Below are 26,866 nucleotides of genomic sequence, written 5' to 3'. Positions count from 1 at the left end.
GTCACACCGGAAGCCCGTTCACCTTTTGTCGTCGGGTGGGGCGGAGCCGCGCCCCACCCCACCCGACGATGAGCGGCCTACGCCCCCAGGATCGAAGCCAGGAACTCGCCCACCCACGCCAGCAGGTCCCGGCCGACCACCGGCTTGCCGCCCATCTTCTGCGGCTTCGGGCGCGGCACGAGGAGCTGGTGCGTGGCCGACTTGATGACCGTGCCGGGGTAGAGGCGCTTGAGGCGGAGTTCCTGGGACTCCCGCAACTCCACAGGAGCGAAGCGGATGTTGTTGCCCTGGAGGACGATCTCGCCGACGCCGCAGGCGCGCGCCAGCATGCGCAGCCCGGCGACCAGCAGCAGGTTCTCGACCGGCTCCGGCAGCTTGCCGTAGCGGTCGACGAGCTCCTCGCGGACCTGCTTGACGTCGTCCTCCGTGTTCGCGGAGGCGATCGCACGGTAGGCCTGCAACCTGAGCCGCTCCCCCGGCGCGTAGTCGTGCGGGACGTGCGCGTCGACCGGGAGCTCGATCTTGACCTCCAGCGGCGGCTCCTCCTCCACGCCGCCCTCCATCTGCGCCCGGTAGTCAGCGACCGCCTCGCCCACCATGCGTACGTACAGGTCGAAGCCGACGCCCGCGATGTGCCCGGACTGTTCGCCGCCGAGGAGGTTGCCCGCTCCGCGGATCTCCAGGTCCTTCATCGCGACGTACATGCCCGCGCCCATCTCCGTGTGCTGCGCGATCGTGGCGAGGCGCTCGTGGGCCGTCTCCGTCAGGGGCTTCTCGGGCGGGTACAGGAAGTAGGCGTATCCGCGCTCGCGGCCACGGCCCACGCGGCCGCGCAGCTGGTGCAGCTGGGAGAGGCCGAAGTTGTCGCCGCGCTCCACGATCAGCGTGTTGGCGTTGGAGATGTCGATGCCGGACTCGACGATCGTCGTCGAGACGAGGACGTCGAACTTCTTCTCCCAGAAGTCCACGACGACCTGTTCCAGGGCCTGTTCGGACATCTGGCCGTGCGCCGTCGCGATCCGCGCCTCGGGCACGACCGCCCGGAGCCTCGCCGCCGCCCGGTCGATGGACTCGACCCGGTTGTGGATGTAGAAGACCTGGCCCTCGCGCAGCAGTTCGCGGCGGATCGCCGCGCCGATCTGCTTCTCCTCGTACGGTCCTACGAAGGTGAGGACCGGGTGGCGCTCCTCCGGCGGCGTGGTGATCGTCGACATCTCGCGGATGCCGGTGACCGCCATTTCGAGCGTACGGGGGATGGGGGTCGCCGACATCGTCAGCACGTCGACGTTGGCCCGCAGCTTCTTCAGCTGCTCCTTGTGCTCGACGCCGAACCGCTGCTCCTCGTCGACGATGACGAGTCCCAGGTCCTTGAACTTGGTCTCGGAGGAGAACAGTCGGTGCGTGCCGATGACGATGTCGACCGAGCCGTCCCGCAGCCCTTCGAGCGTCGCCTTCGACTCGGTCTCCGTCTGGAAGCGGCTGAGCGCCTTGACGCTGACGGGGAACTGGCCGTACCGCTCGGTGAACGTGCCGAAGTGCTGCTGCACGAGGAGCGTCGTCGGCACGAGGACCGCGACCTGCTTGCCGTCCTGGACCGCCTTGAAGGCGGCGCGGACCGCGATCTCGGTCTTGCCGTAGCCGACGTCGCCGCAGATCAGCCGGTCCATCGGGACCGTCTTCTCCATGTCGTCCTTGACCTCGGCGATCGTGGTCAGCTGGTCGGGCGTCTCCACGTACGGGAACGCGTCCTCCAGCTCCCGCTGCCAGGGCGTGTCCGCGCCGAACGCGTGGCCGGGCGCCGCCATGCGCGCGCTGTACAGCTTGATCAGGTCGGCCGCGATCTCCTTGACGGCCTTCTTGGCCTTCGCCTTCGTCTTCGTCCAGTCGGCGCCGCCGAGCCGGTGCAGCGTCGGGGCCTCGCCGCCGACGTACTTGGTGATCTGCTCCAGCTGGTCCGTCGGGATGTAGAGGCGGTCGCCGGGCTGGCCGCGCTTGGCGGGCGCGTACTCGACGACGAGGTACTCGCGGGTCGCGCCCTGCACCGTGCGCTGCACCATCTCGATGTAGCGGCCGACGCCGTGCTGCTCGTGCACGATGTAGTCGCCGGATTCGAGGGTGAGCGGGTCGATGGTCTTGCGGCGCCGCGCGGGCATCCGCGCGCCTTCCTTGCCGGCGGCCCGCTGCCCGGTGAGGTCGGTCTCAGTGAGGACGGCGAGCTTCAACGCCGGGTCCACGAAGCCGAATTCGAGGCTGCCGCAGGACACCTGGACGACGGACGGGGCGAGTTCACCGAGGTCCTTCTCCAGGCGGGCCGCGATGCCCTCGCCGCCGAGCACCTCGACGGTGCGACTCGCGGGGCCGTGGCCCTCGGTGACGTAGACCGCGCGCCAGCCGTCGGCGAGCCAGCCCTTGGTGTCGGCGAGGGCGCGGGCGGTGTCACCGCGGTACGTCTCCGGGGCGTGCATGCCGAGCTTGAGGGTGTCCGACTCGGTGTCGGCGGCGGCGTCCGCCGCGAACGGGGACACCGACCACCACATCATCCCCAGCTCGCGCGCCCGGTCCCGGACGTCCGCGATGGCCCACAGGGAGGCCGCGCCCACGTCGATGGGGGCCTTGCCGCCGGTGGCCGAGGCCGCCCACGACGCCTGGAGGAACTCCTGCGAAGTGGCCACCAGGTCGGCGGCCCGGGTCCGCACCCGCTCCGGGTCGCAGACCATGGTCATCGACCCGGCCGGGAGCACGTCGAGCAGCAGTTCCATGTCGTCGACGAGGACGGGGGCGAGGGACTCCATGCCCTCGACGGCGATCCCCTCGGCGATCTTGCCGAGCAGTTCGCCCAGCTCGGGGTGTTGCTCGGCGAGCTCCGCCGCCCTGGCGCGGACGTCGTCGGTGAGCAGCAGCTCGCGGCAGGGCGGGGCCCACAGTCCGTGCTCGGCGATTTCGAGGGAGCGCTGGTCGGCGACCTTGAAGTACCGGATCTCCTCGATGTCGTCGCCCCAGAACTCGACGCGGAGCGGGTGCTCCTCGGTCGGCGGGAAGACGTCGAGGATGCCGCCGCGCACGGCGAACTCGCCGCGCTTCTCGACGAGTTCGACCCGGGCGTACGCGGCCGCGGCCAGCGCCTCGACCGTCTCGCCCATGTCGGCGCTCCGCCCGGTGCGCAGGGCGACGGGCTCCAGGTCTCCGAGCCCCTTGACCTGCGGCTGCAGCACGGAGCGGATCGGGGCGACGACCACCGACACCGGGCCGGTCTCGGGGTCGTCGGAGCTGGGGTGGGCGAGCCGGCGCAGCACGGCGAGGCGGCGGCCGACGGTGTCCGAACGCGGGCTGAGCCGCTCGTGCGGCAGCGTCTCCCACGACGGGTACTCGACGACGCCGTCCTCCGGCAGCAGCGAGCGCAGCGCCGCCGCCAGGTCCTCGGCCTCACGGCCCGTGGCGGTCACCGCGAGGACGGGCCGCTTCGCCTCGCGGGCGAGCGCGGCGATCGCGAAGGGGCGGGACGCCGGGGGGCCGACCAGATCGACGTGCATCCGGTTGCCGTCGCCCGCGGCCTTCACCGCTTCAACGAGGGCCGCGTCCTTGACGACGGCGTCGAGCAGTCCGTGCAGGCTCATGAAGAAGATCCGTCCCGGGTCAGTGGGCAACGCAAAGGGCCCGACACGTCGAACGGGCCGGGGGTTTCCAGAGTACGTCGTCCTCCGGAGGCTCACCCGTTTGATCCGGTTCGGTCACCCCCCGGGGGTGCGGTCGCGGGGCTCCGCCCCGGGCCCCGCTGCTCAATCGCCGCAGGGGCTTGATGTGGCCCCCGCGCCTGGAGCGGCGCGGGGGCTGGACGGGGGGGTACTCCCTCGCTACTCCCTCGCTACTCCGTTGATATCGCGTTCAGGACGTTCATTCGGCCTGCCCTGAAGGCCGGGACCAGCGCCGCGAACAGGCCCACGAAGGCCGAGGCGATGAAGACGCCGATGATCGTCGGCCACGGGATCTCCAGGACGCCGAGGCCCTCCAGGGCCAGCAGCTTCTGGGCCGTCGCGCCCCAGCCCATCCCGAGGCCGAGGCCCAGGAGCGCGCCGAAGACGGCGATGACCACCGACTCCAGGCGGATCATGCGGCGCAGCTGGCGGCGCGAGAGGCCGATGGCCCGCATGAGGCCGATCTCCCTCGTCCGCTCGACCACCGAGAGCGCCAGCGTGTTCACGACGCCGAGCACCGCCACGATGATCGCGAGCGCGAGCAGCCCGTAGATCATGTTGAGGAGCTGGCCTATCTGGTCCTTCAGCGTCTGCTTGTAGTCGGTCTGGTCCTTGACCTTGACGGTCGGGTCGGAGGTGACCGACGCCTTCAGGGCCTTGTACGCCTGGTCGGCCCTGCCGTCGGCGGCCTTCGCGAACATCATCCCGTTCAGCGGCAGCCGGTCGGCCGGGACGTACTGGGCGGCGGTCGCGATGTTGGTGTACATCGCGCCCTTGTCGAAGACCGTGTCGTCCGACGTGATCGCCGCGACCCTCAGCTTCGTGGTCCGCCCGTGGTCGAAGGCGACGGTCATCGTGTCGCCGACCTCGACGTGGTTCTTCTTCGCGAAGTCGGAGCCCACCGACATGGCGTTCTTCCCGTACGCCGCCTTCAGCTCACCGGAGGTGGCCTCGCGCCGCAGGTCCTGGGCGTAGGACGGGCTGGCCGCTGCCAGCTCCTCCTTCTGCTTCTTGCCGGCGGGCGTGGTCAGCGTCGTCTTGACGTACTTGACCTCGGTGACGTGGGCGACGTACCCGGACGCCGTGGTCTTCTTCAGGGCCGCGGCGGCCTGCGGCGTGATGGAGCCGTTGCTGGGTTCGACGATGAAGTCCGCGCCGACCGACTTGTCGAGCTGGTCGGTGGCCGAGGCGACCATCGAGGAGCCGACGACGGACAGGCAGGCGACGAGCGCGAGGCCGATCATCAGGGCCGCTCCGGTGGCGCCGGTACGGCGCGGGTTGCGCAGCGCGTTGCGCTCGGCCATGCGGCCCACCGAGCCGAACATCCGCAGCAGCACGGCGCTGATGACGCGGACCACGACGCCCGCGAGCAGCGGTCCGACGACCACGAACCCGATGAGCGAGGCGACGATCCCGGCGCCGAGCCACAGCGAGCCCTGGCTCGCCTTGTCGGCCTGCGTGGCGAGGTACAGCGCGTAGCCGCCGCCCGCCGTGAGGACCGTCCCGATGACGGCGCGTACGGCACCCGCCTTGACGTCGGCGGGAGTGCCCGCGTCGCGCAGGGCGGCCATCGGGGAGACCTTGCCGGCCCGGCGTGCGGGCAGATACGCGGCGAGGACGGTGACGACGACGCCGAGGAGCAGGCCGATCGCGGGCGTCGTCCACTTCACGGTGAGGTCGTCGGTGGACAGGTCCATGCCGATCGCGGACATGACCTTCATCAGGCCGATGGCGAGTCCGACACCGGCTCCGACGCCGACCACGGAGCCGACGACGCCGAGCAGCAGCGCCTCGACGAGCACGGACCGGTTGACCTGCTTGCGGGAGGAACCGATGGCCCGCATCAGGCCGATCTCGCGGGTCCGCTGCGCGACGAGCATCGAGAACGTGTTGATGATCAGGAAGATGCCGACGAGGAACGCGATGCCGGCGAAGCCGAGGAGGGCGTACTTGATGACGTCCATGAAGGATCCGACGTCGGAGGCGTTGGCGTCCGCGGCCTCCTGCTGCGTCTGGATCTTGTACGGGCCGCCGGCCGAGAGGGTGTCGGCGACGTTCGCCTTGAGCTGCGCGTCGCTCACGCCGTCGGCTGCGGCGACGTTGATCTGCGTGAACTGGCCGGTCTTACCGATGAGTTCACGCTGGGCGGTCGCGGTGTCGAAGTAGACGACGGCCGCGCCGGGGTTGGTCACCTTGAAGGCGGCGATGCCGGTGATCTTCGCCTTGAAGTCGCCGGTGGCGGCGATGGTGCGCAGCTCGTCGCCCAGCTTCAGGTGGTGCTTCTTGGCGGTGTCGGCGTCGACCATGGCCTCGGTCGGGCCGCGCGGCTGGTGTCCGGAGGTGATCTCCATCGAGCGCAGGTCGTTGTGCGTGAAGTTGCCCGCGATGGTCGGGGCGCCGTTCTCGGAGCCCATGTTCTTGTTGTCGGCGTTCACCACGGTGACGTTCATCGAACTGACCGCGCCCTCGGCCGACTTGACGCCGTCGGCCTTCTTGACGGTGGCGAGCGCGGACGCCGGCAGCGACTCGGGCCGCCCGGTGTCGCTGCCCTCTGACCCGGAGCCCTTGGGGCTGACCGTGACGTCGGACGAGGTGGCGGTGAAGAGCTTGTCGAAGGTCTTGTCCATCGTGTCGGTGAACACGAGGGTGCCGGTCACGAAGGCGACCGAGAGGAGCACGGCGATCGCCGAGAGGGCCATGCGGCCCTTGTGCGCGAAGAAGTTGCGCAGCGAGGTCTTCATGACCGTATTGGCGGCACTCATGACGTCCGCCCGCGCGCGTCGAAGTCCTTCATGCGGTCGAGGACGGCTTCCGCCGTCGGGCGGAGCATCTCGTCGACGATGCGGCCGTCCGCCAGGTACAGGACACGGTCCGCGTACGAGGCGGCGACCGGGTCGTGCGTGACCATCACGATCGTCTGGCCCAGCTCGTCGACCGAGCGGCGCAGGAAGCCCAACACCTCGGCGCCCGCGCGGGAGTCGAGGTTTCCGGTCGGCTCGTCACCGAAGATGATCGACGGCCGGGAGGCCAGCGCCCGCGCCACGGCGACCCGCTGCTGCTGCCCGCCGGAGAGCTGCGTGGGCCGGTGCTTGAGGCGCTCGGCGAGCCCCACGGTCTCGACGACCTGGCGCAGCCACGCGGCGTCCGGCTTGCGGCCCGCTATGTCCATCGGGAGCGTGATGTTCTCGATCGCGTTCAGCGTCGGCAGCAGGTTGAACGCCTGGAAGATGAAGCCGATGCGGTCCCGCCGCAGCTTGGTGAGCTTCTTGTCCTTGAGGCCGGTGATCTCGGTCTCGTCAAGGAAGATCTGTCCGGCCGTGACCGTGTCCAGGCCCGCCAGGCAGTGCATCAGTGTCGACTTGCCCGAGCCCGACGGGCCCATGATCGCGGTGAACCGGCCGCGGGCGATGTCCACGTCGACGTGGTCGAGCGCGACGACTCGGGTCTCCCCCGTCCCGTACGCCTTCACGAGCTGTCGCGCCCGCGCGGCGACGGCCGAACTCTGTCCAGTGCCCCCGTGCCTGGGAATGGTTGCAGCCGTAGTCACGGTAAGTCTCCTAAGTCGGTCACGCCTCGGATGCGTGGGATCAACGCCTTGTGCGGCCAAGTCTGGTGGAGCGGGGTGCCCCGGCGCCTTGCGGAAAGGCCCCGTCTTTTCCGGGGGAAAACCCCACCCTCCGAACGCTACGAACCCCCCGAAGCCCGCACGTCCTCCAGCGGGACGAACCGACCCCGGCCCCTTCTACGGAGGTCCCCTTAGGGGAGGTCCACCCCTCGGTGGACCTCTACTCAGGGACGCCTCCACCCGCCTAAGCTCCCGACGTAGATACGTGCAGGGGGAACGCATGCAGAGGACCACCGACGGCAGCCGCGGATCCGACCGACGTCGCGGAGCCGACCGGCGGCGCGGGGCCGTCGTCGCCGCGCTGATGCTGAGCATGGCGCTCGCCGCGCTCGACACGACCATCGTCTCGACCGCGGTGCCGCAGATCGTCGGCGACCTCGGCGGCTTCTCCGTCTTCTCCTGGCTGTTCTCGGGCTATCTGCTCGCGGTCACCGTCACCCTCCCCGTGTACGGGAAGCTGTCGGACACCCTCGGCCGCAAGCCCGTCCTGATCGCGGGCAGCGTGCTGTTCCTCGTCGGCTCGGTGCTGTGCGCGTCCGCGTGGAACATGGGCGCCCTGATCGCCTTCCGGGTCGTGCAAGGGCTGGGCGGCGGCGCGATCCAGGGCACGGTGCAGACCCTCGCGGCCGACCTCTACCCGCTCAAGGAACGCCCTAAGATCCAGGCCAAGTTGTCGACCGTGTGGGCCACTTCGTCGGTCCTCGGCCCGGCCCTCGGCGGACTGCTCGCCTCGTACGCGGGCTGGCGCTGGATCTTCCTGATCAACCTGCCGATCGGCGCCGTCGCGCTCCTCCTGCTCGTACGGCATCTGCACGAGCCGCGCCGGGAACACGCGGCGCGGCCCCGGATCGACTGGGCGGGCGCGCTCACGGTGTTCGCGGCCGGCGGGGCGCTGCTGACCTGGCTCGTGCAGGGCGGCGTCGCGTGGGCCTGGGACTCGGTTCCCTCGATCGCCCTGCTCTGTACGGGGATCGGCCTCATCTGCGCCGTCGTCGTGATCGAACGGCGGGTGGCCGAGCCGATCCTGCCGGGCTGGGTGTGGCGGCGGCGCACCATCGCGGCGGTCAATCTGGCGCTCGGCGCGATGGGCCTCCTGATGGTGGCGCCGACCGCGTTCCTGCCGACGTACGCGCAGTCCGTCCTCGGCCTGTCCCCCACGGCCGCCGGCTTCGTGCTCTCCGTCATGACGCTGAGCTGGCCGGTCTCGGCGGCCCTGAGCCAGCACGTGTACCGCAGGATCGGCTTCCGTGACACGGCCGCGCTCGGCATGGCGGGGGCGCTCGTGCTGCTCGCCGCGTTCCCGCTGCTGCTGCCGTACCCGGGCGCGGTCTGGCAGCCCACGCTGCTCAGCCTGCTGCTCGGCGCGGCCCTCGGCCTCTTCCAGCTCCCGCTCATCGTCGGCGTGCAGTCCACCGTCGGCTGGGCGGAGCGCGGCACCGCCACCGCGTCGGTCCTCTTCTACCGGCAGATCGGGCAGACGGTCGGCGCCGCCGTCTTCGGCGCGGTCGCCAACGGCGTGATCTCGGACCGTCTCGGCTCCGGCGCCGACCTCGACTCGGTGGCGCGCGAGACGGGCGCCGACCCGGTGCGCCGGGCGATCGACGCGGCCGTCGACTCGGTCTACGTCGGCGCGGCCTGCGCCGCCGGGGTCGCCCTGCTCGTCCTCCTGACGCTGGCCCCGCGGCGCTTCCCCGTCCTGGATCCGGAACCTTCCGACCCCATAGCGGAGATGAGCGGGCAGGAAAAGTCATCCGGCGCACAACTCCCCCACCAGCAACACTCACCTCACGTACAAGAAAAGTCGTCCGGCACCGACTGATCGTTCATCCAAACGCTCCCCAACTCGTCTACCTACGAGTAACGTTCCGGCTCCCCACGCACTCCCTGCGGTCCACCCAGTCCCCGGCGGACCCGAGCCACGCAAGGAGAACAGGGATGTCGTACCAGCCGCACCCATCGCAGCCCTATCCGTTCCAGCCGTACACCCGCCCCCATGCGCAGCCCCCCGCACAACCCCGCTCACACCCCCACTCGCACCGTCTCCCCCGCCATCCCGACGCCCCCAGCGGCGAACTGCGCCTGCTGCGTACCGCCTACCGCTGGCAGCGCCGCGTCGCCACCCTCACCGCCCTCGGCTACTTCACGCTCTTCCTGCTGCTGTCCGCGTTCGCGCCGGGCCTGATGAACCGCTCGGCCACCGGCGGCCTCTCCACCGGACTGCTCATCGGCCTGTGCCAACTCCCGGTCACCTGCCTGGCGTTGTTCCTGTACGAGTACTCGGCGCGCCGCCGCGTGGACCCGCTCGTCCACCGGATCCGCCGCCAGTGCCGCAAGGGCGGGGGCTACGCGCGATGACCCCGGGTCCGGCCGTCGCCGCCGCGTCCACCGACGCCATGTCCCTGGTCGCGTTCACGGCGGTGGCGACGATCACGCTCCTGCTGTGCATCATGACCGGCCCCGACCGCGAAGGACTCGAGGAGTTCTACACCGGCTTCGGCCGCCTCGGCCCGATCCGCAACGGCCTGGCCATCGCGGGCGACTACATCTCCGCGGCCACCGTCCTCGGCACCGGCGGCATCATCGCGCTGCTCGGCTACGACGGCGTGGTGCTCGCCCTGAGCACGGCGCTCTCCCTGATGTTGCTGATGTTCCTGCTGGCCGAACCGCTGCGCAACGCGGGCCGGTTCACAATGGGCGACACGCTGGCACGGCGGATGCCGGGCCGTTCCGTGCGGATGGCGGCCTGCGCGGCCACGATCGCGGCCCTGATGCCGATGATGCTCGTCCAACTGGCGGGAGCGGGCGACCTGTTGGCGTTCCTGCTCGGCTTCTCCAACGAGAGCTTCAAGACGGCCTGCGTGATCGCGCTGGGCGGGCTCATGATCAGCTACGCGGCGATCGGCGGCATGAAGGGCACCGCCGTCATCCAGATCTTCAAGATCGTGATGCTGCTCGGCTCGGGCGCGGTGATCGCCGTGCTCGTCCTGCACCGCTTCGACTGGAACCCCGGAACCCTGCTCACGGCCGCCGCGCACGGCAGTGGCGCGGGCAACGCCTATCTGACGTCCGGCCTCGAGTTCGCCCACAGCCCCACCCCCCGCCTCGACATGATCACTTCGGAGCTGACGGTGGTTGTCGGCGGGGCCGCGCTGCCGCACGTCACGATGCGCATGTACACCGCCCGGCACGCGCGCGAGGTGCGCCGCTCGATGACCTGGGCGGTGTCCGCGGTCGGTCTCTTCGTCCTGATCATCTCCGTGGTCGCCTTCGGCGCGACGGCGATGCTCGGCGCCCCGGCGATCGCGCAGGCGGACCGGCAGGGCAACACGGCGTATCTGCTCGGGGCGCGTGCGGTCTTCGGCGCGACGACGGACACGGGCGAGTCCCTGCTGTTCACCACCGTCACCACGGCACTGTTCCTCACGCTCCTCGCCTCCGTCGCGGGCATGATCCTTGCCTGCGCGAACTCTCTCGCGCACGACGTGATCGCCTACTCCAAACGGGAGTTGACGGGCCGTAAGGAGCTGTCGATCGCCCGGATGTCGGCGCTCGGCGTCGGCGCCTTCGCGATCGCCCTCGCCTGCGTGTTCCAGCACCGCAACCTTCAGCCGCTGGTCACGCTCTCCTTCTGCCTGGGCGCGTCCGCCATCGCCCCGGCCCTCGTCTACAGCCTCTTCTGGCGCCGCTACACGCGGGCCGGCCTGCTGTGGACGCTGCTCGGCGGCACGGCGGCCTGCATCGTCCTGATGACCGGCACCAACCTGGTGTCGGGCTCGCCCACTTCGGCGTTCCCCGGCATGGACTTCAACTGGTTCCCGTTCACGACGACGGGCGTCGCGTCCATCCCGCTGGGCTTCCTGTTCGGCTGGCTCGGCACGGTCCTCACGGACCGGCGCAGGGCCGACGACCAGCGACAGCAGTACGAGGCCGTGGAGGCGTGGATCCTGGCGGGTTCGCCGACGGCGCCGGGCGGGGGCGAGGGCACGCGGCGCTGAGCGCTACTTGCCGAGGCGCTCCGCCAGTTCGGCGCGGCGCGCGAGCACACCGTCCTTCAGCTCCTCCATCTCCCGCAGCGCGTCCCGGCGTTCACGCTTGGCGAGGCGGTCGATGTAGAGCCGGCCGTACAGATGGTCCGTCTCGTGCTGGAGGCAGCGGGCGAAGTAGCCGTGCCCTTCGACGACGATCGGCGTGCCGTCCTTGTCCTGGCCGCGTACGACGGCGTGGTCGGCTCGGGCCACCGACTTGTAGGGGCCCGGCACGGAGAGGCAGCCCTCCATCTCTTCGACGAGTCTGCGCTCCGCCGGCGGCTGCTCGTCGAGCACGGGGTTGCAGATGTGGCCGGTGTGGCGGACGCCCCGGTCGTCCTCCATGTCGTAGACGAACAGCTGGAGGTCCACGTCGACCTGGTTGGCGGCGATGGCCGCGCCGTGCGCCACGTGGTTCGTCGCGAACATGTCGTCGATCAGGCGGTCGAGCTCGGGCGTGCCGAAGTGGGCGTCGGTGACCGGTTCGCAGCGGCGCCGCAGTATGTCCTCGCCCACGATGGTGATGCGGCGGACCGTTCCCCGCTCCACCTCCGGCGTCAGCTGGCCATCACCCATGCCGTATCAACCTCTCGCATCCGCCCACCACTTGACGACCGCCCAACCTTAACGGTGCGCTCGTCCGCCCCCACGTCACGGGGCTCTGCCCCGGACCCCGCGCCTCAATCGCCGGCGGGGCTTAATAGATGGGCCTCACTCCGCGTCGGCCGCGGCCTTGCCCGTGAGCGTCGCCAGGGACGCGCGGACGTGTTCCATGTGGGCGCGCATCTCCTCGCGCGCCTCGTCGTGGCCCTCGAGGATCGACTCCGTCTCCCGCTCGATCCGCTCCGCACGCGCGCGTGCCTGCGCGAGCAGTTCCGCGGCCGCGGCCTCCGCGTCCTCCTGGCCGTGCCGCGCCTCCTCCTCGGCCTCGCCGAGCGTCCGCTTCGCCTCCGACAGGCGCTCCTCGGCCTCGGCGACGGCGCTCGCCTCCCACGCCTCGGACGCGGCCACCTGCTCTGCCGCCTCCCGGTCCGCCTCCTCGATGCGCTCGGCGTGCTCCTTGGCCTGGTCGGCGAGGTTCGCGTCCATGCGCTCACGCATCTCGCGCAGCACCGCGAGGGCCTCGCTGCGCATCTCCTTCACGTCGCGCCGGGCGGACACGCGGATGTCGTCGGCCTCGGCCTGCGCGGCCGCGACGCGCCGCTCCGCGTACTCCTCCGCCTTGCCGCGCACCTCGTCGGAGTGCGCCTGCGCGTCGTCCCGCGCCTCGTCCGCCACCGCCCGCGCGGCATCGGCCTCGGCCTGCGCGTCGGCCAGCGCGGCGGCGCGCACGGCGGTGTCCTCCTCCTCGGTCAGCTCGAGGAGGTACTGGGCCCGCTTGCCGAGCGACTCGTAGGTCTGCGGGGCGAGGTTCGCGACGGCCTCGCGCAGCCGCTCGGCCTCCTCCTCCATCTCCTTGGCGAGGACGGTCAGGCGGGCGGCCCGCTCCCAGGCCTCGTCCCGTTCCCCGGAGAGCTCGGCGGCGGCGGCCTCCACCTGCTCGGTCCTGTACCCCCGGCCCCGTACGACGACGAAGCCGTACTGCGACGACCCCGCTCCACCCGTACCGCTCATCTGGATCCCCTCTCCGGCAAGGCACCGACCGGTACCGGCAAGCCCGATCTACGACATTTTGCGCGATTGGCGCACATCTTGATGGAACAACCGGAGGCGGCCACATTCCGACACACGTGACACTCAGGTCGACCCACTCGGTCCAGGATGCGTCAATTGCCGCCGAAAGTCGGAATCGCCTTGTCCTCGCGCAGTGCGGTGAAGAGCTGATCGGCCTCGCTCTCGTTCCACATCACCACGTCCCCGACCCCTGAAACACTGGGCTCACTGCCCACGGGAACGGTCGTCGTCGAGGCCGGGTCGGACATTTTCACGCCCATGTTCGCCAGCGCGGCGACCCCGGTGTCCTGGTCGACGGTCAGCGCGTCGAGCGAGGCGCTCATGAACGGGACGAGCTTCCAGGGCGGCAGCAGCACCCCCACGCTGAGCGCCTTCTTGGCGATCGCGTCCACGAGCTGCTGCTGCCGCTTGACCCGGCCCAGGTCACCGGTCGGATCGGAGTAGCGGGCACGCGCGTACTGCAACGCCTGCGTGCCGTTCATCGTCTGGCAGCCCGCGTCGAAGTCGGCGCCCGACTTCTCGTCGTGCAGGCCGCCGTCGGCCACACAGATCTCGACGCCGCCGAGCGAGTCCACGACATCGACAAGACCCAGGAAGCTGACCTCCGCGTAGTGATCCATGCGCAGCCCCGTCGACTGCTCCACGGTCCGCGTGAGCAGCTTCGCGCCGCCCACCGAATACGCGTAGTTGATCTTGTTCTTGCCGTATCCGGGAATCGAGACGTACGAGTCGCGCGGGATCGAGACGAGATACGGGCCGTTGTCCCCGTAGTGCAGCACCATGATCGTGTCGGTGCGGTTGCCCTCGTCGTTGCCGACGTGCAGGTCCTTGCGCTGTTCGGGCGTCAGGTTCTCCCGCGAGTCCGAACCGACCAGCAGCCAGTTCGTGCCCGCGCCCGCGGCCGGGCGGCCGTCGTAGTCGCTGAACGCGTCCGTCGTCTCCAGCCGTGAACCCGCCCAGAAATACAGGCCGATGACGTACGCGGCGAGCACCACGAGGACGACGAGCAGGGTCAGCGCGGCCCGCCGGGGCCAGCGCCGCCGCGGCCGTGTCGCCCGCACCGTCGTCGGCTCACTCCACTCACCTGCCATGTGCGCATGATCGGGGCGCCCGGCCCGTCCCGCAGGTCGAGCGCCACCTCACATCCGTACGCGGGTGGCTACAGCAGGCCGTCCCACATCTGCTCGAGCAGCACCGACCACCAGGTCTCGGGCGAGCCGAGCGCCGCGGAGTCGATCGCGCTGAGCTCCGCCTGGAAGTCGACGGTCCAGCGGCCCGCCTGCTCCTGGTTGAGCCCGAAGCGCAGCCGCCACATCCGGCCGAGCAGGGCGATGGAGCGGGCGAACTCCGGCAGCCCGCTGTTCACGAACTGCGGCGGATTCGGCGCACCGGCGGTGTTCTCGGCGCCTGCCTCCACCGGGACGGCCACGATGTTCGCCGTCCCGTACTGCACGCACAGCGCCTTGCCGAAGTCGCTGCCCATCACGAGGTACGAGCCCGCGTCCGACGCCGCCTGCACGCCACGCTCCTGCGCCAGCTCGGCGAGCGTCGGCACGGGGCGGCCCGGCTGGGCCTGCGCCCAGAAGAACGGCCCGAAGTCGGACGGCAGCCCCGCCACGACGAGGGTGTGCGCCACGGTGTCCGGGACGCCCTGCCGCGACACGGCCCGCTGGTCGAACCGGAACACGCCGGGGCCGAACGCCGCGGCCAGCTCCTGCGCGATCGCCTCCGGCGGGACCGGGGGCGCGGGGTGCGCGGGGTGCAGCGGGGCGCGCACCGGGGCCGGGCGCGCCGGGCCGTCGGCGACCTGGTGCAGCTCGCCCTGGTGCGCGAGGAGCTGCTGCATGCCCTGCTGGCGGCTCGCGTGATCGGTGCCGTACGGCGCGATCGACGTGATCCGGGCCTGCGGCCACTGCTCCTTGATCATGCGGGAGCAGTACGCGCCCGGCAGCGAGCAGGACTCGAGCTCCGTGTGGAGTTCGAGAACCTGGTCCGGCGGCACGTTCATGCCGCGCAGCTCGTGGAAGATCTGCCACTCCGGGTGCGGCGTCCCCGGCGCGGACCGCCGGATGAGCTGCTGCTCGGACCCGTCGGGCGCGCGGTACCGCAGCACGGCCTGATACCCGGGCCCCACCGTCGGCTGCCCCGCCGGACGGCCGGGCTGCTGAGGTCGCTGCGGCTGCGGATACCCGTACGCCGCCGGGGGCGGGCCGGACATCTGCCCGGGACCCGAGAGCATCGTCGCGGCGTGGTGCGTGCCCTCGCCGGGAGCACCGGGCGGCGGAGGCGGCGTCGACGGGCCGGGGCCCTGCGGGCCGGGGCCCGAGAGCATCGTCGCCGCGTGATGCACGCCCTCGCCGGGAGCGCCGGGCGGCGGAGGCGGGGCCTGGGGAGGCGGGCCGGAGAGCATCGTCGCGGCGTGGTGCGCGCCCTCGCCGGGGGCACCGGGCGGCGGGGGCGGGCCGTCCGGGCCGCGCGAGGACACCATCTGCGTAGGAACGTGGCTACCCGCCGGGGCACCGGGCGGCCCCGGCGGCGGCGGAGTCTGCGCACCGCCACCCCGCGGGGGCTCCGCCTTGCTGGTCGCGGCGTTCGCGATGTCACCGGCATCGGGCCCGGCACCACCCTGCGGATACCCGTACGAAGCCCCCGGAGGCGGCGGCCCAGGAATCGCGGTCCCGGGAACCGGCGGCGGGAACGCGCCCCCGGGCGCCCCTTGCGGATACCCGTACGAGGACGCGGGGGCGGGCGGGGCGGACGGGGACGTGGGAGCGGGCGGGGCGGACGGGGGCTGGGGGCCCGCGCCCGGCGCACCCTGCGGGTGGGGGGACGGGGGCTGGGAGCCCGTGTCGGGTGCAGCTTGCGGGAAACCGTACGACGGAGCGGGCGGAGGCTGGGAACCCGTGTCGGCCGCAGCCTGCGGAAAGCCGTACGAGGACGCGGGAGCGGGCGGGGCCGACGGAGGCTGCGCGCCCGTGTCAGGCGCAGCCGGCGGGAAACCGTACGAAGGAGCCGACGGAGGCTGCGCGCCCGCGCCCGCGCCCGGCGCACCCTGCGGAGGCTGCGCGCCCGCGTCGGACGCAGCCTGCGGGAAACCGTACGAAGGAGCCGGAGGGGCCGACGGAGCCGGAGGGGAGCCGTAGGGCGGGGCCTTCGGGTCCAGGGCCGTCGGCGGGAGCTGGCTGCCGCCCTCCATGCGGGCCGTCTGCGCGTCCGGCGTGACACCGGGCGGCGGCGCGTCCTCGGCGAGCGGCGGAGAGAACACCGTGTCGGGCAGCGGCACCGAACGGTCCTCCTCGTCACCCACCCCGTTCGTGTCCGTACCGGCCCACGGCGTCGCATCGGCCGGAACCGGCGGCACGGCGTCCTGCGGCTCGGCGAAGGCCGGCGCCGGGACCGCGTCCGCCGGAGCCACCGGCCGCGCCGCGTCCCCGCCCTTCTTGTCCGCCGCCTCCTGCAACCACTCCGGAGGACTCAGCAGGAACGACGTCTGGTTCAGGTCCACCCGCTCCGGCGGCTTCGCCGCCGCCGGCTCGGCCGGCGCGTCCGGCAGCCCGTACTCCTCCTCGTACCGCCGGATCACCTCACCCACCGGCAACGAGGGCCACAGCGAGGCGTCACCACTGTCCCGCGCGATCACGAGCCGCTGCCGCCCCCCGTCGGACACCGGACCGGACTCCCGGTCCTCCGCCCACACGACGAAGCCCAGCTCGAACTCCCGCACCCGCACCTCACGGTGCGAGGGCGCGGGCACATCCCCGTTGATCCATTCCTCGGCGCGCTCCTGCGCCTGCGCGAACGTCACCATCGCAAGCTCACTCCCCACCGGCGACCGGGACGGCGCGCGCGAAGCCGCCGTCCACCATCAGATTCGCCACCGTCTCCAACTCCGGCGGACTGCCCGCGAGTCGGGACAGAAAACCGTCGAAGTCCGCGCCGCAGGGCAGCAACAGCCGCTCCACCCGCTCGGCCACCGGCGCCGCCGCCGTCTCGCCACTGTCCCGCGCGTCGTCGTACGCGCAGAACCACACCGAGCCGACCGCGTCGCCCCGCACCTTCACGGCGAGCAGCCCGCCCTGCACGAACGCGACCCCCAGATAATCCTTCGTCAGGTGATCGCGCAGACACTTGTTGACATACACGAGGTCGTTCACGGCCGCCTCGTCACGCACCGTGAAGAACGGCTGGTCGACCAGGAGGCCCAACTCGGCGTCCAGGCCCGTCCCGACGGGCGCGCAACCGCCACCCGCCTTCAGGAACGAGCGGTACGCGCCCGGCAGCCGGTACCCCAAGTCCTCTTCCACACCCTGCACTTGGCTCTCTGACACCGCGACCCCGGACTTCGGCAGACCGAAATGCACGGGCCGCGTGTCCTGCAACGGCCGCGTGCCACGCTTGTGCTGGTCCACCGCCGCCGTCGCCAGACCACCGTGGTGCCGCAGCAGCGCCTTCACCTCGACCGGAACCAGTTCGAGGCGACGCGACCCGCGCGCGTGGTGCCACGTCCAGCCGTGCGGCGTCGCCACCGGCGGGATCATGTCCCACAGTTCGTGCCCGGACGCGGCCAGCGCCGCGTTCGCCGACACGTAGTCCGTCAGCCGCAACTCGTCGACACCGAAACCCTGCGGCGGCTCCGCGATCTCCGCCACGGCACGCGCGTACGAGGAGAAATCCGGGAAACCGTCATCGTCCACCCGCACCCCGCGCGGATGACGGGCGGCCCGGACCGGGTCCGGGAAGTGCACGACCTGCCCGGCATAAGCCGCGTTCGGCGGCGCGGCCTGCTGCCCGAGCCGACCTGTCGTCATGGCTGTTGCCCCCTGCGGCGCTCGTGACGGTTGCGGATCTGTCCCGGGGCCGTCCCGGGTCTGCTCCGGACCTGCTCCTGATCCGTACGAATCAAACGACAGCCTATGCGGTTGTGCGACACCGGTCACCGGGCCTCCGGTTCCATGACCAGCAGTCACATGAGCATCACCACCCCGTGACGATCGGGCGTGACAGCGCCGACATCGGGGTCCGGCTTCCGCACCGGCAACCCCATTTGGCAGTCTGTGCAGGCAACCAGGGGGATTGCAGTGGGGAACTGCAGGAGGGGAAACAACAGATGCGCAGCGGTACCGCAGAGGAAACTGCACCCGCGGACGAGCAGCCAGGCGACGACCCGCGCGTCGGCTGGAGCGCCACCGACGCCGGCGCCGTGCCCACCCTTCGCGTGCGCCGGGACGGCATACTCCCCACCGTCGCCGCCGCCCTCTCCGTCCGAGGCACCACCCTCACCGCGACCGCGGCCCGCGGCGAAAAGGCCCCGACGCTGCACCCGTTGGTCCAGGACTTCCTGGATACGTTGACCAGCGCGCAGCGCGACCGCTTCACCGGACGCTGCGCCGAGGCCATCCTCGTCTCCCGGCACCTCACGGCGAGCGACGCCGAACGCGCGGAGAAATCGAAGCGGGCCCGCCGCAGACCCATGACCATCGGAGAGGCCCGCAAGGCCCTCAAGCAGTCCAAGCTCACCACCCGGCGCATCCGCGAGGACGGGGACCCGCTGCACGGCGGATTCGCCCGCCCCTGCCGCGCCTGTACCGCGCTGACGGCCCACTTCGGCGTCCACGTGGTGGCCCCCGACACGGACGACACCCCGCACGACGACAACGAGGCCGCGCACTGATGCCCCACCCCACCTCTCAGGACGCCCGCTTCTCCGACCTGGTCGACGCCACGTTGCGCGTCGCCGGGTGGCAGCCGGGCCGATGGGACATCAAGCAGGCGGAGTTCTGGGCGGACGCGCTGCGCACGCACGTGTCACCGGCCGGACACCGCCACTCGGTGTTCCCGGCGGCGGTCGAGGCCTGGGCGGAGTTCGGCGGCCTCCACCTCACACCCACAGGACCCGGCCGGCACATCGCCCCCGCCCAGCCGCACCTGGACCCCCTCCACGGCCTCCACGCGGCACGCACCCTCGGCGACCTCGGCCGCGCCCTCGACACCGAACTCGCGCCGCTGGGAGCCGAGTCGGGCACGGAGGCCTTGCTGGCGATCGACACGGAGGGCCGCGTCTACGCCCTCGACCACAGCGGCGACTGGTACCTGGGCCCCGACATAGACGAGGCCCTCGCCACCCTGATCACCGGCCTCCAACCCCCCCGCCTGTCCCCTCCGGGGGGACCGGGGGCGTAGGGGGCGGCACCACCCCCTACGGGGGGCCGGGGGCGTACCGGCGGCACCACTCCCTACGGGGAGCCGGGGAGTAACTGGCGGCACCATCCCCTCCGGGGACCGAGGGCGTACCGGCGGCACCACCCCCTCCGGGGGACCGAGGGCGTACCGGCGGCACCACCCCCTCCGGGGGACCGAGGGCGTACCGGCGGCGCCACCCCCTCCGGGGGACCGGGAGCGTAAGGGGGCGGCGGCACCGTCCCCTCCGGGGAGCCAGGGGCGTAATCGGCGGCGCCACGCCCTCCGGGGACCGGGGACGTACCGGCGGCACCGCCCCCTACGGGAGCCGAGGCGTAACCGGCGGCAGCGCCTCCGCAGGGAGCCGGGGGCGGCGCATCCGGAAGAGTCGTCCGCCACCACCGATTCCGCACCCGCACCCGCTCACCTCCCACCACCCGCCCCCTCCGGGGGCATCGGCCTCGCGGGCCGCCGGGTGCCGTCACCGCCCTGGGCCGCCACCGCGCAACCATCACGCCGCCCGGCAGCACCACCCCGTACCCACCCAGAGGAACCCGCCTACGACGCCGCCGGAAGCACCGCCGATACGCGGAAGCCACCCGCGTCCGTCGGGCCCGACACGAACACGCCGCCGAGGCCCGCCACGCGTTCCTTCATGCCCACCAGACCGTTCCCCCCGGAAGGCAGCCCCGCCGACGCCGCGGCGCCCGGCTCCGGGGGCGGTTCGTTCTCCACCTGCATCGCCACCTCCGCCCCGCGATGCGCGAGCCGGACGTACGTCTTCGCGCCCGCCGCGTGCTTGTGCACGTTCGTCAACGCCTCCTGAACCACCCGGTACGCCGTCTGCTCCACCGCCGCCGCATACGCCCGCACCTCCCCCTCCACGGACACCTGCACCACCATCCCGGCCGCCCGCGACTGCTCCACCAATTCCTCCACCTCGGACAGCAACGGCCCCCCGTCCGCCTCAGCCTCGGCCCGCGACGCCGCCGCCGCGGCGGCCACCCCCACGGCCTCCAACGGCATCCGGTCCGCCCGCCGCGGCACCGGATTCCCGGCCCGCAGCACCCCCAACATCTCCCGCAGCTCGGTGAGCGCCTGCCGCCCCATGTCCCCCACCAGCGCCGCGTTCTTCACCGCCTTCTCCGGGTCCTTCCGCGCCACCGCCTGCAACGCCGCCGCGTGCACCACCATCAACGACACCCGGTGCGCCACCACGTCGTGCATCTCCCGCGCGATCCGCGTCCGCTCCTCACCCCGCGCCCACTCGGCCCGCTCCTCGGCCCGCTCCGCGAGCAGCCCCAACTCCCGCTCGAGCGACTCGTTCCGCTCCTGCAGCGAGTCCATCAGCCGGCGCCGCGCCCCCACGTAGAGCCCGAGCAGCACCGGCGGAGCCGTCACGCCCAGCGCCGTCGTGATCGCCAGGAACGGCACGGCCCAGTTGGCCACCTGGAACGTTTCCGCATGCGCCGCCGAGTCCTGCTGCACCCGCACCACCGACACGATCAACGTGCCCAGGAACGACATCCCCGCGAGCGCCCCGATGATCCGCCTCGGCACCTCCGACGCCGCCAGCGAATACAGCCCGACGACCGTGAGCAGCACGCCCATCTGCGCCGGCGTCACCGCGACCGAGATCAGCACCACCGCGATCGGCCACTGCCGCCGCAGCACGAGCGTCGAACCGGTGAGCACCCCGAAGAGGACCCCCACCCAGACCGGAAGACCGGCCTTGTGCGCGAACGGCACCCCCTCCACGCCGCACTCCGCCGCCGACGCCACCGCCAGCACCACATCCAGCACGGCGGCCCTGCGCCGCGCCCACCACCACGGCCCCCCGGCCGCGGCTCGGTGAACTTCCCCCGCTGTGGTCATACCCTCAAGACTACGGGCGTCGACTGCCCGTTTTCCGGTGAGTTTCGACGCCCCATGCCTGTGGACAACCGACGCGTTGTGGATAACTCCACCACCCGTCCCAACGAACCACCCCCGAACACCCATCGGACGCGGCCGACCAGCCCGAATCTGTGCCTATGACGCAGACCACAGGCAACAAGTACGCGGACTTCGAGGCTCTACGAGAGCAGGCGATCGCACTGCGCCGCGAGGGGCTCAGCCGCCGCCAGATCCGCGACCGCATCCATGTCGACAACAATGACCTCCTCAACCGCCTCCTCGAAGGCGAGCCCCCGCCGGACTGGACCCGACGCCCCAACGCGAAAGACGACCTACGCGACCGCGCCCGCGAACTCCGCCTCCAGGGCTGGACGTACGACCAGATCCAGGTCGAGTTGGGTTGCTCGAAGGGTTCGATCTCGCTGTGGGTACGGGATCTGCCAAAGCCGGAGCGGCGCGACCCGACGGAGCAGGCAAAGCTGGCGGCGCGGAAGCGTTGGGAGCATGAGGGAGCGCGCCGAGATTCAGAACGACGGCGAGCCAAGGAGACCGCCAGACAATCCGTCGGCCCCATGTCCGACCGAGAACTGTTCCTCACGGGCATCGCCCTCTACTGGGCGGAAGGCACCAAGGACAAGCCGCACGCACGCCGGGAGACCGTCACGTTCGTCAACAGCGATCCGGGCGTGATCCAGGTACTTCTGGCCTGGCTCGAACTGCTCGATGTCGATCGAGGCCGCCTGCGCTTCTGCGTAATGATCCACGAAACTGCGGATGTTGCGAGGGCCGAGCAGTACTGGGCCGACCTCGTTGGAGCGGGTCGAGCCGCCTTTTACAAGACAACGCTCAAGAAACACAATCCGAAGACCGTGCGCAAGAACGTCGGTGAGACTTACCGAGGCTGCCTCGTGATCAAGGTCCTACGGAGCGCCGAGCTGTACCGTCGCATCGAAGGCACTTGGTGCGGCATAGTAGGGGCTGTTTCCGCGAGTGATCCAAGAAATTGGACATAGCGGACGATCCATCCCGGGTCGTCTAATGGCAGGACAAATGGTTTTGGTCCATTGAATGAGGGTTCGATTCCTTCCCCGGGAGCACCACTGCGGGGCCCGGCCGAATCGGTCGGGCCCCGCCCCCATGCCCGGCCCAAAACGCCCCGGTATCCTGCGGATGTCCACCCCACAACGCATCCGACGCCGAAGGGCCCACCCGTGAGCAGCGCCAACACCCCGGCAGCCGTCGTCGTACTCGCAGCGGGTGAGGGCACCCGTATGAAGTCGGCCACGCCGAAAGTCCTGCACGAACTCTGCGGCCGCTCGCTCGTCGGCCATGTGCTCGCCGCCTCCCGTGAGTTGGAGCCCCAGCAGCTCGTCGTGGTCGTCGGGCACGAGCGCGAGAAGGTCGCCGCGCATGTGAACGAGGTCGACGCCGAGGCCCGCACCGCCGTGCAGGCGGAGCAGAACGGCACGGGGCACGCCGTGCGGATGGGACTTGAGGGGCTCGACCACGAGAACGGCCTCACCGGCACCGTCGTCGTGGTCTGCGGCGACACCCCCCTCCTCACCGGCGGGACCCTCAAGGCGCTGGCCGCCACGCACGCCGCCGACGGCAACGCCGTGACCGTGCTGACCGCCGAGGTCCCGGACGCCACCGGCTACGGCCGCATCGTCCGCGACAACGTGTCGGGCGCCGTCACCGCGATCGTCGAGCACAAGGACGCGACCGAGGCGCAGCGCGCGATCAATGAGATCAACTCGGGTGTGTTCGCGTTCGACGGGCGGCTGCTGACCGAGGCGTTGAAGCAGGTGCGTACGGACAACAGTCAGGGTGAGGAGTACCTCACCGACGTGCTCGGGATTCTGCGTGAGGCCGGGCACCGGGTCGGTGCCTCCGTCGCGGTGGATCACCGTGAGATCGCCGGTATCAACAACCGGGTGCAGCTGGCCGAGGCCCGTCGCACCCTCAACGACCGGATCCTCGAACAAGCCATGCTCGGCGGCGTGACCGTCGTCGACCCGGTCAGCACGCTCGTCGATGTCACGGTGACGTTCGAGCGGGACGCCACGGTGCTGCCGGGCACCCAGCTGCACGGTGCCACGCATCTCGCCGAGGGTTCCGTGGTCGGCCCCAACTCCCGTCTGACGGACACCCGTGTCGGTGCGGGCGCGCACGTCGACAACACGGTGGCGTACAGCTCCGACGTCGGGCCCGGGGCGTCCGTCGGTCCGTTCGCGTATCTGCGTCCGGGGACCCGGCTCGGTCTGAAGTCGAAGATCGGCACGTTCGTCGAGGCGAAGAACTCGTCGATCGGTGAGGGTACGAAGGTGCCGCATCTGTCGTACGTGGGTGACGCGACGATCGGTGACCACACCAATATCGGTGCCGCGAGCGTCTTCGTGAACTACGACGGGGAGAGCAAGCACCACACCACCGTGGGGTCCCACTGCAAGACGGGATCGGACAACATGTTTGTGGCGCCTGTCACGGTCGGGGACGGTGCCTACACCGCCGCGGGGTCCGTGATCACGAAGGATGTGCCGGCCGGTTCGCTGGCCGTGGCCCGGGGCCAGCAAAGGAATATCGAGGGTTGGGTGGCCCGGAAGCGTCCGGGGAGCGCGGCCGCGAAGGCGGCCGAGGCGGCTTCGCGGAATCCGGAATCCGTGGACTGACAGGGTCTGACCGGAAACAGGTGCGTCCGACACGGCGTACCGTGATACCTGCACACGATTCGCCTGGCTCGCTGCTAATGGGACGCGCGGGCAGCTGCGGCGGACGAACTCGCGTCTGAGGAGACTAGTGCTGTGAGCGGGATCAAGACGACCGGCGAGAAGAAGATGATGCTCTTCTCCGGCCGCGCCCACCCCGAGCTTGCCGAGGAGGTCGCGCACCAGCTCGGTGTCGGGATCGTCCCGACCAAGGCGTTCGACTTCGCCAATGGCGAGATCTACGTCCGCTACCAGGAGTCCGCTCGCGGCGCCGACTGCTTCCTGATCCAGAGCCACACGGCTCCGATCAATAAGTGGATCATGGAGCAGCTGATCATGATCGACGCGCTGAAGCGCGCGTCGGCCCGCTCCATCACCGTCATCGTGCCGTTCTACGGTTACGCGCGGCAGGACAAGAAGCACCGCGGACGTGAACCGATCTCGGCGCGTCTGGTCGCGGACCTGATGAAGACCGCGGGTGCGCACCGGATCCTGACCGTGGATCTGCACACGGACCAGATCCAGGGCTTCTTCGACGGCCCGGTGGACCACCTGTTCGCGCTGCCGATCCTGGCGGACTACGTGGGCGCGAAGGTGGACCGGAACAAGCTGACCGTGGTGTCCCCGGACGCCGGCCGCGTGCGTGTGGCGGACCGCTGGTGCGACCGGCTCGGCGCGCCGCTGGCGATCGTGCACAAGCGCCGCGACAAGGACATCGCGAACCAGGTGACCGTCCACGAGGTCGTCGGTGATGTGAAGGGCCGCGTCTGCGTGCTCGTCGACGACATGATCGACACGGGTGGCACGATCTGCGCCGCCGCCGACGCCCTGTTCGCGCACGGCGCCGAGGACGTCATCGTGACGGCGACGCACGGTGTGCTGTCCGGCCCCGCCGCGGACCGTCTGAAGAACTCGAAGGTGAGCGAGTTCGTCTTCACGGACACGCTGCCGACGCCGGGCGAGCTGGAGCTCGACAAGATCACGGTGCTGTCGATCGCTCCGACGATCGCCTCCGCCGTGCGCGAGGTCTTCGAGGACGGCTCGGTGACCAGCCTCTTCGAGGGCGAAGCCTGATCGGCTGACTGAAGATCCATTTGGGTGCGGCCTCCCCTGCCGAGTAGACTGCTGAAGTTGCTCGGCGAGGGAGGTCGCACTTTTTTGTGCGGCTGTCCGTTATCGACGCGCTCTTCGTAGCAGGCCGTTCGTGGCCGGGTGACCATTTCCCTAGTTCTACGAGGAGTTGAAGAGCATGTCCGAGGTCAAGCTTTCCGTCGCGACCCGCACCGAGTTCGGCAAGGGTGCCTCGCGCCGTCTGCGCCAGGTCGAGAAGGTTCCTGGTGTCGTCTACGGCCACGGCGACGAGCCGAAGCACATCACGCTCGACTCGCACGCCCTGATGCTGGCCCTGCGTACGCCGAACGTCCTGATCCGTCTGGACATCGACGGCGGCAAGTCCACCGAGCTGGTCATCCCGAAGTCCGTGCAGCGTGACGCGATCACGAGCTTCCTGGTCCACGTCGACCTGCTCCAGGTGAAGAGCGGCGAGAAGGTCACCGTCGAGCTCCCCGTCCACACCGAGGGCGAGCTGGCCCCGGGTGGCAACCTGCTCGAGCACGTGCTGAACACGCTGTCGGTCGAGACCGAGGCGACGCACATCCCCGAGTCGGTCACCGTCTCCGTCGAGGGCCTCGAGGCCGGTGCCTCGATCCACGCCAAGGACATCACGCTGCCCAAGGGCACCACGCTGTCCACCGACGAGGACGCCGTCGTCCTCCAGGTCCTGTCCGCGCAGGCGGAGGAGGCCCCGGCCGAGGCCGAGGGCGAAGAGGCCGCCGCGGAGGCCTGAGCCTTCAAGGTCTGACCGGTACGGGGTGGTGGGCGCGGCCCACCACCCCGTATCGCTGTATCGCGACGTATCGACGTACACCTAAGGAATGTGCATGTCCGACGAGAACGCTCCCTGGCTGATCGCCGGGCTGGGCAACCCTGGGCCCGAGTACGCGATGAACCGGCACAACGTCGGCTTCATGGTGGCCGATCTCCTCGCGCAGCGGATGGGCGCCAAGTTCAAGCGGGCGACCAAGGGCAAGGCGCAGGTCGTCGAGGGGCGGATCGGTCCGCCGGGGCCCCTGAACCGCCGGGTGATCCTCGCGAAGCCGATGTCGTACATGAACGTCTCAGGTGGTCCCGTCACCGCGCTGTGCGACTTCTACAAGGTGCCGACGGAGCACATCGTGGCGATCCACGACGAGCTGGACATCGACTACGGGGTGCTGCGCCTGAAGCTGGGCGGTGGCGACAACGGGCACAACGGTCTGAAGTCGATCACGAAGTCGCTGGGCCCCGACTACCACCGGGTGCGGTTCGGGATCGGTCGTCCGCCGGGGCGGATGCAGGTGGCGGACTTCGTGCTCAAGGACTTCTCGTCGACGGAGCGCAAGGAGCTCGACTACTTCGTGGACCGCGCGGCCGATGCCGCGGAGGCGCTGGTGATCGAGGGCCTGGAGCGGGCGCAGTCGACGTACAACTCCTGACCTGTACGGACTTGTCGGCGGCGAATCCGGCCGGGAGTTGACCGTTCGCAGGGTCATGGCCAAGGATCCGGCCATGTTGCCTGTTGCCCGTCAAATCGCGGCGGCCGCGGTCGCCGCGCTGCTGCTGATCGCCGGCGTGTGGGCGTCGTGGGGTGCGGCGCAGCACGTGATGTTCCCGACGGGCCGTGAGCGCGGCACGATGACGGTGAGCCGGTGCGCGGGCAGGACCTGCGCCGGCCCGTTCTCGCCGGCCTCCCCGACGGCCGTGCGGCATGCGAGCGTGACGATCGACCGCTCGATCGGGGAGAAGAAGGGCGCGCGCCTTCCCGTGGTCCTGAAGCCGAGTTCGACCGACGCGGTGCGCGCGGGCACGGCCGGTTTTCTGCATGCCTGGGTGCCGCTCGGCGGTGCGCTGCTGCTGGCGTCGGTGGTGCTCGCGGGCGGGATACGCAACCGGCGCCTCACGTGGATCACGGGAGGCGCCGGATTCGCGCTGCTGACGGCGGCCTTCGCCGCCCTCAGCTTCTAGTACAGCCCT

20 protein-coding genes and 1 tRNA gene are annotated in these 26,866 nt (G+C 70.8%); 12 read left to right on the top strand and 9 right to left on the bottom strand.

Features of this window, described 5'->3' with window-relative positions; translation table 11 throughout:
* Positions 1–77: 77 nt before the first annotated feature.
* From mfd to ACP4E5_RS26510, 3 genes are all read right to left on the bottom strand, one after another.
* Positions 78–3,614 carry a transcription-repair coupling factor gene (gene mfd / locus ACP4E5_RS26520; RefSeq protein ID WP_425832833.1) on the bottom strand — a complete coding sequence of 1,179 codons (3,537 nt, stop codon included), beginning with the start codon at positions 3,612–3,614 and terminating at the stop codon, positions 78–80.
* A gap of 248 nt (positions 3,615–3,862) precedes the next feature.
* Positions 3,863–6,454 carry an ABC transporter permease gene (locus ACP4E5_RS26515; RefSeq protein WP_425832831.1) on the bottom strand — a complete coding sequence of 864 codons (2,592 nt, stop codon included), beginning with the start codon at positions 6,452–6,454 and terminating at the stop codon, positions 3,863–3,865.
* On the bottom strand, positions 6,451–7,239 hold the full coding sequence (locus ACP4E5_RS26510) for an ABC transporter ATP-binding protein (protein ID WP_425832829.1): 789 nt from the start codon (positions 7,237–7,239) through the stop codon (positions 6,451–6,453). Before ACP4E5_RS26510 ends, ACP4E5_RS26515 begins: the two co-directional genes overlap by 4 nt.
* 298 nt (positions 7,240–7,537) lie before the next feature.
* Between ACP4E5_RS26510 and ACP4E5_RS26505 the strand changes: the two genes are divergently transcribed.
* The 3 genes from ACP4E5_RS26505 to ACP4E5_RS26495 all read left to right on the top strand — a co-directional run bounded on the left by ACP4E5_RS26505 (position 7,538) and on the right by ACP4E5_RS26495 (position 11,312).
* Positions 7,538–9,136: an MDR family MFS transporter gene (locus ACP4E5_RS26505; protein ID WP_425832827.1), complete on the top strand. Its 1,599-nt coding sequence runs from the start codon at positions 7,538–7,540 to the stop codon at positions 9,134–9,136.
* A 116-nt stretch (positions 9,137–9,252) separates the two neighbouring features.
* Entirely contained in the window at positions 9,253–9,672 is a 420-nt protein-coding gene (locus ACP4E5_RS26500; RefSeq protein WP_425832825.1) for a DUF485 domain-containing protein, read from the top strand.
* Positions 9,669–11,312 carry a sodium/solute symporter gene (locus ACP4E5_RS26495; RefSeq protein WP_425832823.1) on the top strand — a complete coding sequence of 548 codons (1,644 nt, stop codon included), beginning with the start codon at positions 9,669–9,671 and terminating at the stop codon, positions 11,310–11,312. Before ACP4E5_RS26500 ends, ACP4E5_RS26495 begins: the two co-directional genes overlap by 4 nt.
* A 3-nt stretch (positions 11,313–11,315) precedes the next feature.
* Here the strand turns inward: ACP4E5_RS26495 and def are convergent, their stop codons facing one another.
* From def to ACP4E5_RS26470, 5 genes are all read right to left on the bottom strand, one after another.
* Positions 11,316–11,918, bottom strand: coding sequence for a peptide deformylase (gene def, locus ACP4E5_RS26490; RefSeq protein WP_425832821.1), 603 nt, complete (start codon positions 11,916–11,918; stop codon positions 11,316–11,318).
* A gap of 135 nt (positions 11,919–12,053) precedes the next feature.
* Positions 12,054–12,956: a cellulose-binding protein gene (locus ACP4E5_RS26485; protein ID WP_425832819.1), complete on the bottom strand. Its 903-nt coding sequence runs from the start codon at positions 12,954–12,956 to the stop codon at positions 12,054–12,056.
* Between the two features lie 152 nt (positions 12,957–13,108).
* On the bottom strand, positions 13,109–14,107 hold the full coding sequence (locus ACP4E5_RS26480; protein WP_425832817.1) for an LCP family protein: 999 nt from the start codon (positions 14,105–14,107) through the stop codon (positions 13,109–13,111).
* Positions 14,108–14,175: 68 nt separating this feature from the next.
* The gene (locus tag ACP4E5_RS26475) at positions 14,176–16,824 is read right to left on the bottom strand and encodes an SUKH-4 family immunity protein (protein ID WP_425832815.1); all 2,649 of its coding nucleotides are present in this window, start codon (positions 16,822–16,824) and stop codon (positions 14,176–14,178) included.
* 7 nt (positions 16,825–16,831) lie between these two features.
* On the bottom strand, positions 16,832–17,824 hold the full coding sequence (locus tag ACP4E5_RS26470; protein WP_425832813.1) for an SMI1/KNR4 family protein: 993 nt from the start codon (positions 17,822–17,824) through the stop codon (positions 16,832–16,834).
* Between the two features lie 299 nt (positions 17,825–18,123).
* Between ACP4E5_RS26470 and ACP4E5_RS26465 the strand changes: the two genes are divergently transcribed.
* Both ACP4E5_RS26465 and ACP4E5_RS26460 read left to right on the top strand, forming a co-directional pair.
* Entirely contained in the window at positions 18,124–18,687 is a 564-nt protein-coding gene (locus ACP4E5_RS26465; RefSeq protein ID WP_425832811.1) for a YwqJ-related putative deaminase, read from the top strand.
* A complete protein-coding gene (locus ACP4E5_RS26460; protein ID WP_425832809.1) occupies positions 18,687–19,196 on the top strand; it encodes an SUKH-3 domain-containing protein in 510 nt (169 codons plus the stop codon). Before ACP4E5_RS26465 ends, ACP4E5_RS26460 begins: the two co-directional genes overlap by 1 nt.
* A gap of 555 nt (positions 19,197–19,751) precedes the next feature.
* On the opposite strand, the gene ACP4E5_RS26455 is transcribed toward ACP4E5_RS26460, so the two are convergent.
* Positions 19,752–21,068, bottom strand: a complete 1,317-nt coding sequence (locus ACP4E5_RS26455; protein WP_425832807.1) for a sensor histidine kinase — start codon at positions 21,066–21,068, stop codon at positions 19,752–19,754.
* Between the two features lie 158 nt (positions 21,069–21,226).
* Between ACP4E5_RS26455 and ACP4E5_RS26450 the strand changes: the two genes are divergently transcribed.
* The 7 genes from ACP4E5_RS26450 to ACP4E5_RS26420 all read left to right on the top strand — a co-directional run bounded on the left by ACP4E5_RS26450 (position 21,227) and on the right by ACP4E5_RS26420 (position 26,857).
* On the top strand, positions 21,227–22,102 hold the full coding sequence (locus ACP4E5_RS26450; RefSeq protein WP_425832805.1) for a hypothetical protein: 876 nt from the start codon (positions 21,227–21,229) through the stop codon (positions 22,100–22,102).
* A gap of 11 nt (positions 22,103–22,113) precedes the next feature.
* Positions 22,114–22,184, top strand: a tRNA-Gln gene (locus tag ACP4E5_RS26445).
* A gap of 116 nt (positions 22,185–22,300) precedes the next feature.
* On the top strand, positions 22,301–23,758 hold the full coding sequence (gene glmU / locus ACP4E5_RS26440; RefSeq protein ID WP_425832803.1) for a bifunctional UDP-N-acetylglucosamine diphosphorylase/glucosamine-1-phosphate N-acetyltransferase GlmU: 1,458 nt from the start codon (positions 22,301–22,303) through the stop codon (positions 23,756–23,758).
* Between the two features lie 132 nt (positions 23,759–23,890).
* Positions 23,891–24,868, top strand: coding sequence for a ribose-phosphate diphosphokinase (locus ACP4E5_RS26435; RefSeq protein WP_425832801.1), 978 nt, complete (start codon positions 23,891–23,893; stop codon positions 24,866–24,868).
* 175 nt (positions 24,869–25,043) lie between these two features.
* Positions 25,044–25,640, top strand: a complete 597-nt coding sequence (locus ACP4E5_RS26430; protein ID WP_425832799.1) for a 50S ribosomal protein L25/general stress protein Ctc — start codon at positions 25,044–25,046, stop codon at positions 25,638–25,640.
* Positions 25,641–25,734: 94 nt separating this feature from the next.
* Positions 25,735–26,328, top strand: a complete 594-nt coding sequence (gene pth / locus ACP4E5_RS26425) for an aminoacyl-tRNA hydrolase (RefSeq protein WP_425832797.1) — start codon at positions 25,735–25,737, stop codon at positions 26,326–26,328.
* Positions 26,329–26,401: 73 nt separating this feature from the next.
* Positions 26,402–26,857, top strand: a complete 456-nt coding sequence (locus ACP4E5_RS26420) for a hypothetical protein (protein ID WP_425832795.1) — start codon at positions 26,402–26,404, stop codon at positions 26,855–26,857.
* Positions 26,858–26,866: the final 9 nt, after the last annotated feature.

Origin of the sequence: Streptomyces fractus (assembly GCF_049844455.1) — a bacterium.
Classification (GTDB): domain Bacteria; phylum Actinomycetota; class Actinomycetes; order Streptomycetales; family Streptomycetaceae; genus Streptomyces; species Streptomyces fractus.
Note: the sequence above shows the minus strand (reverse complement) of the source record. Positions and strands in the feature narration are given on the sequence as shown.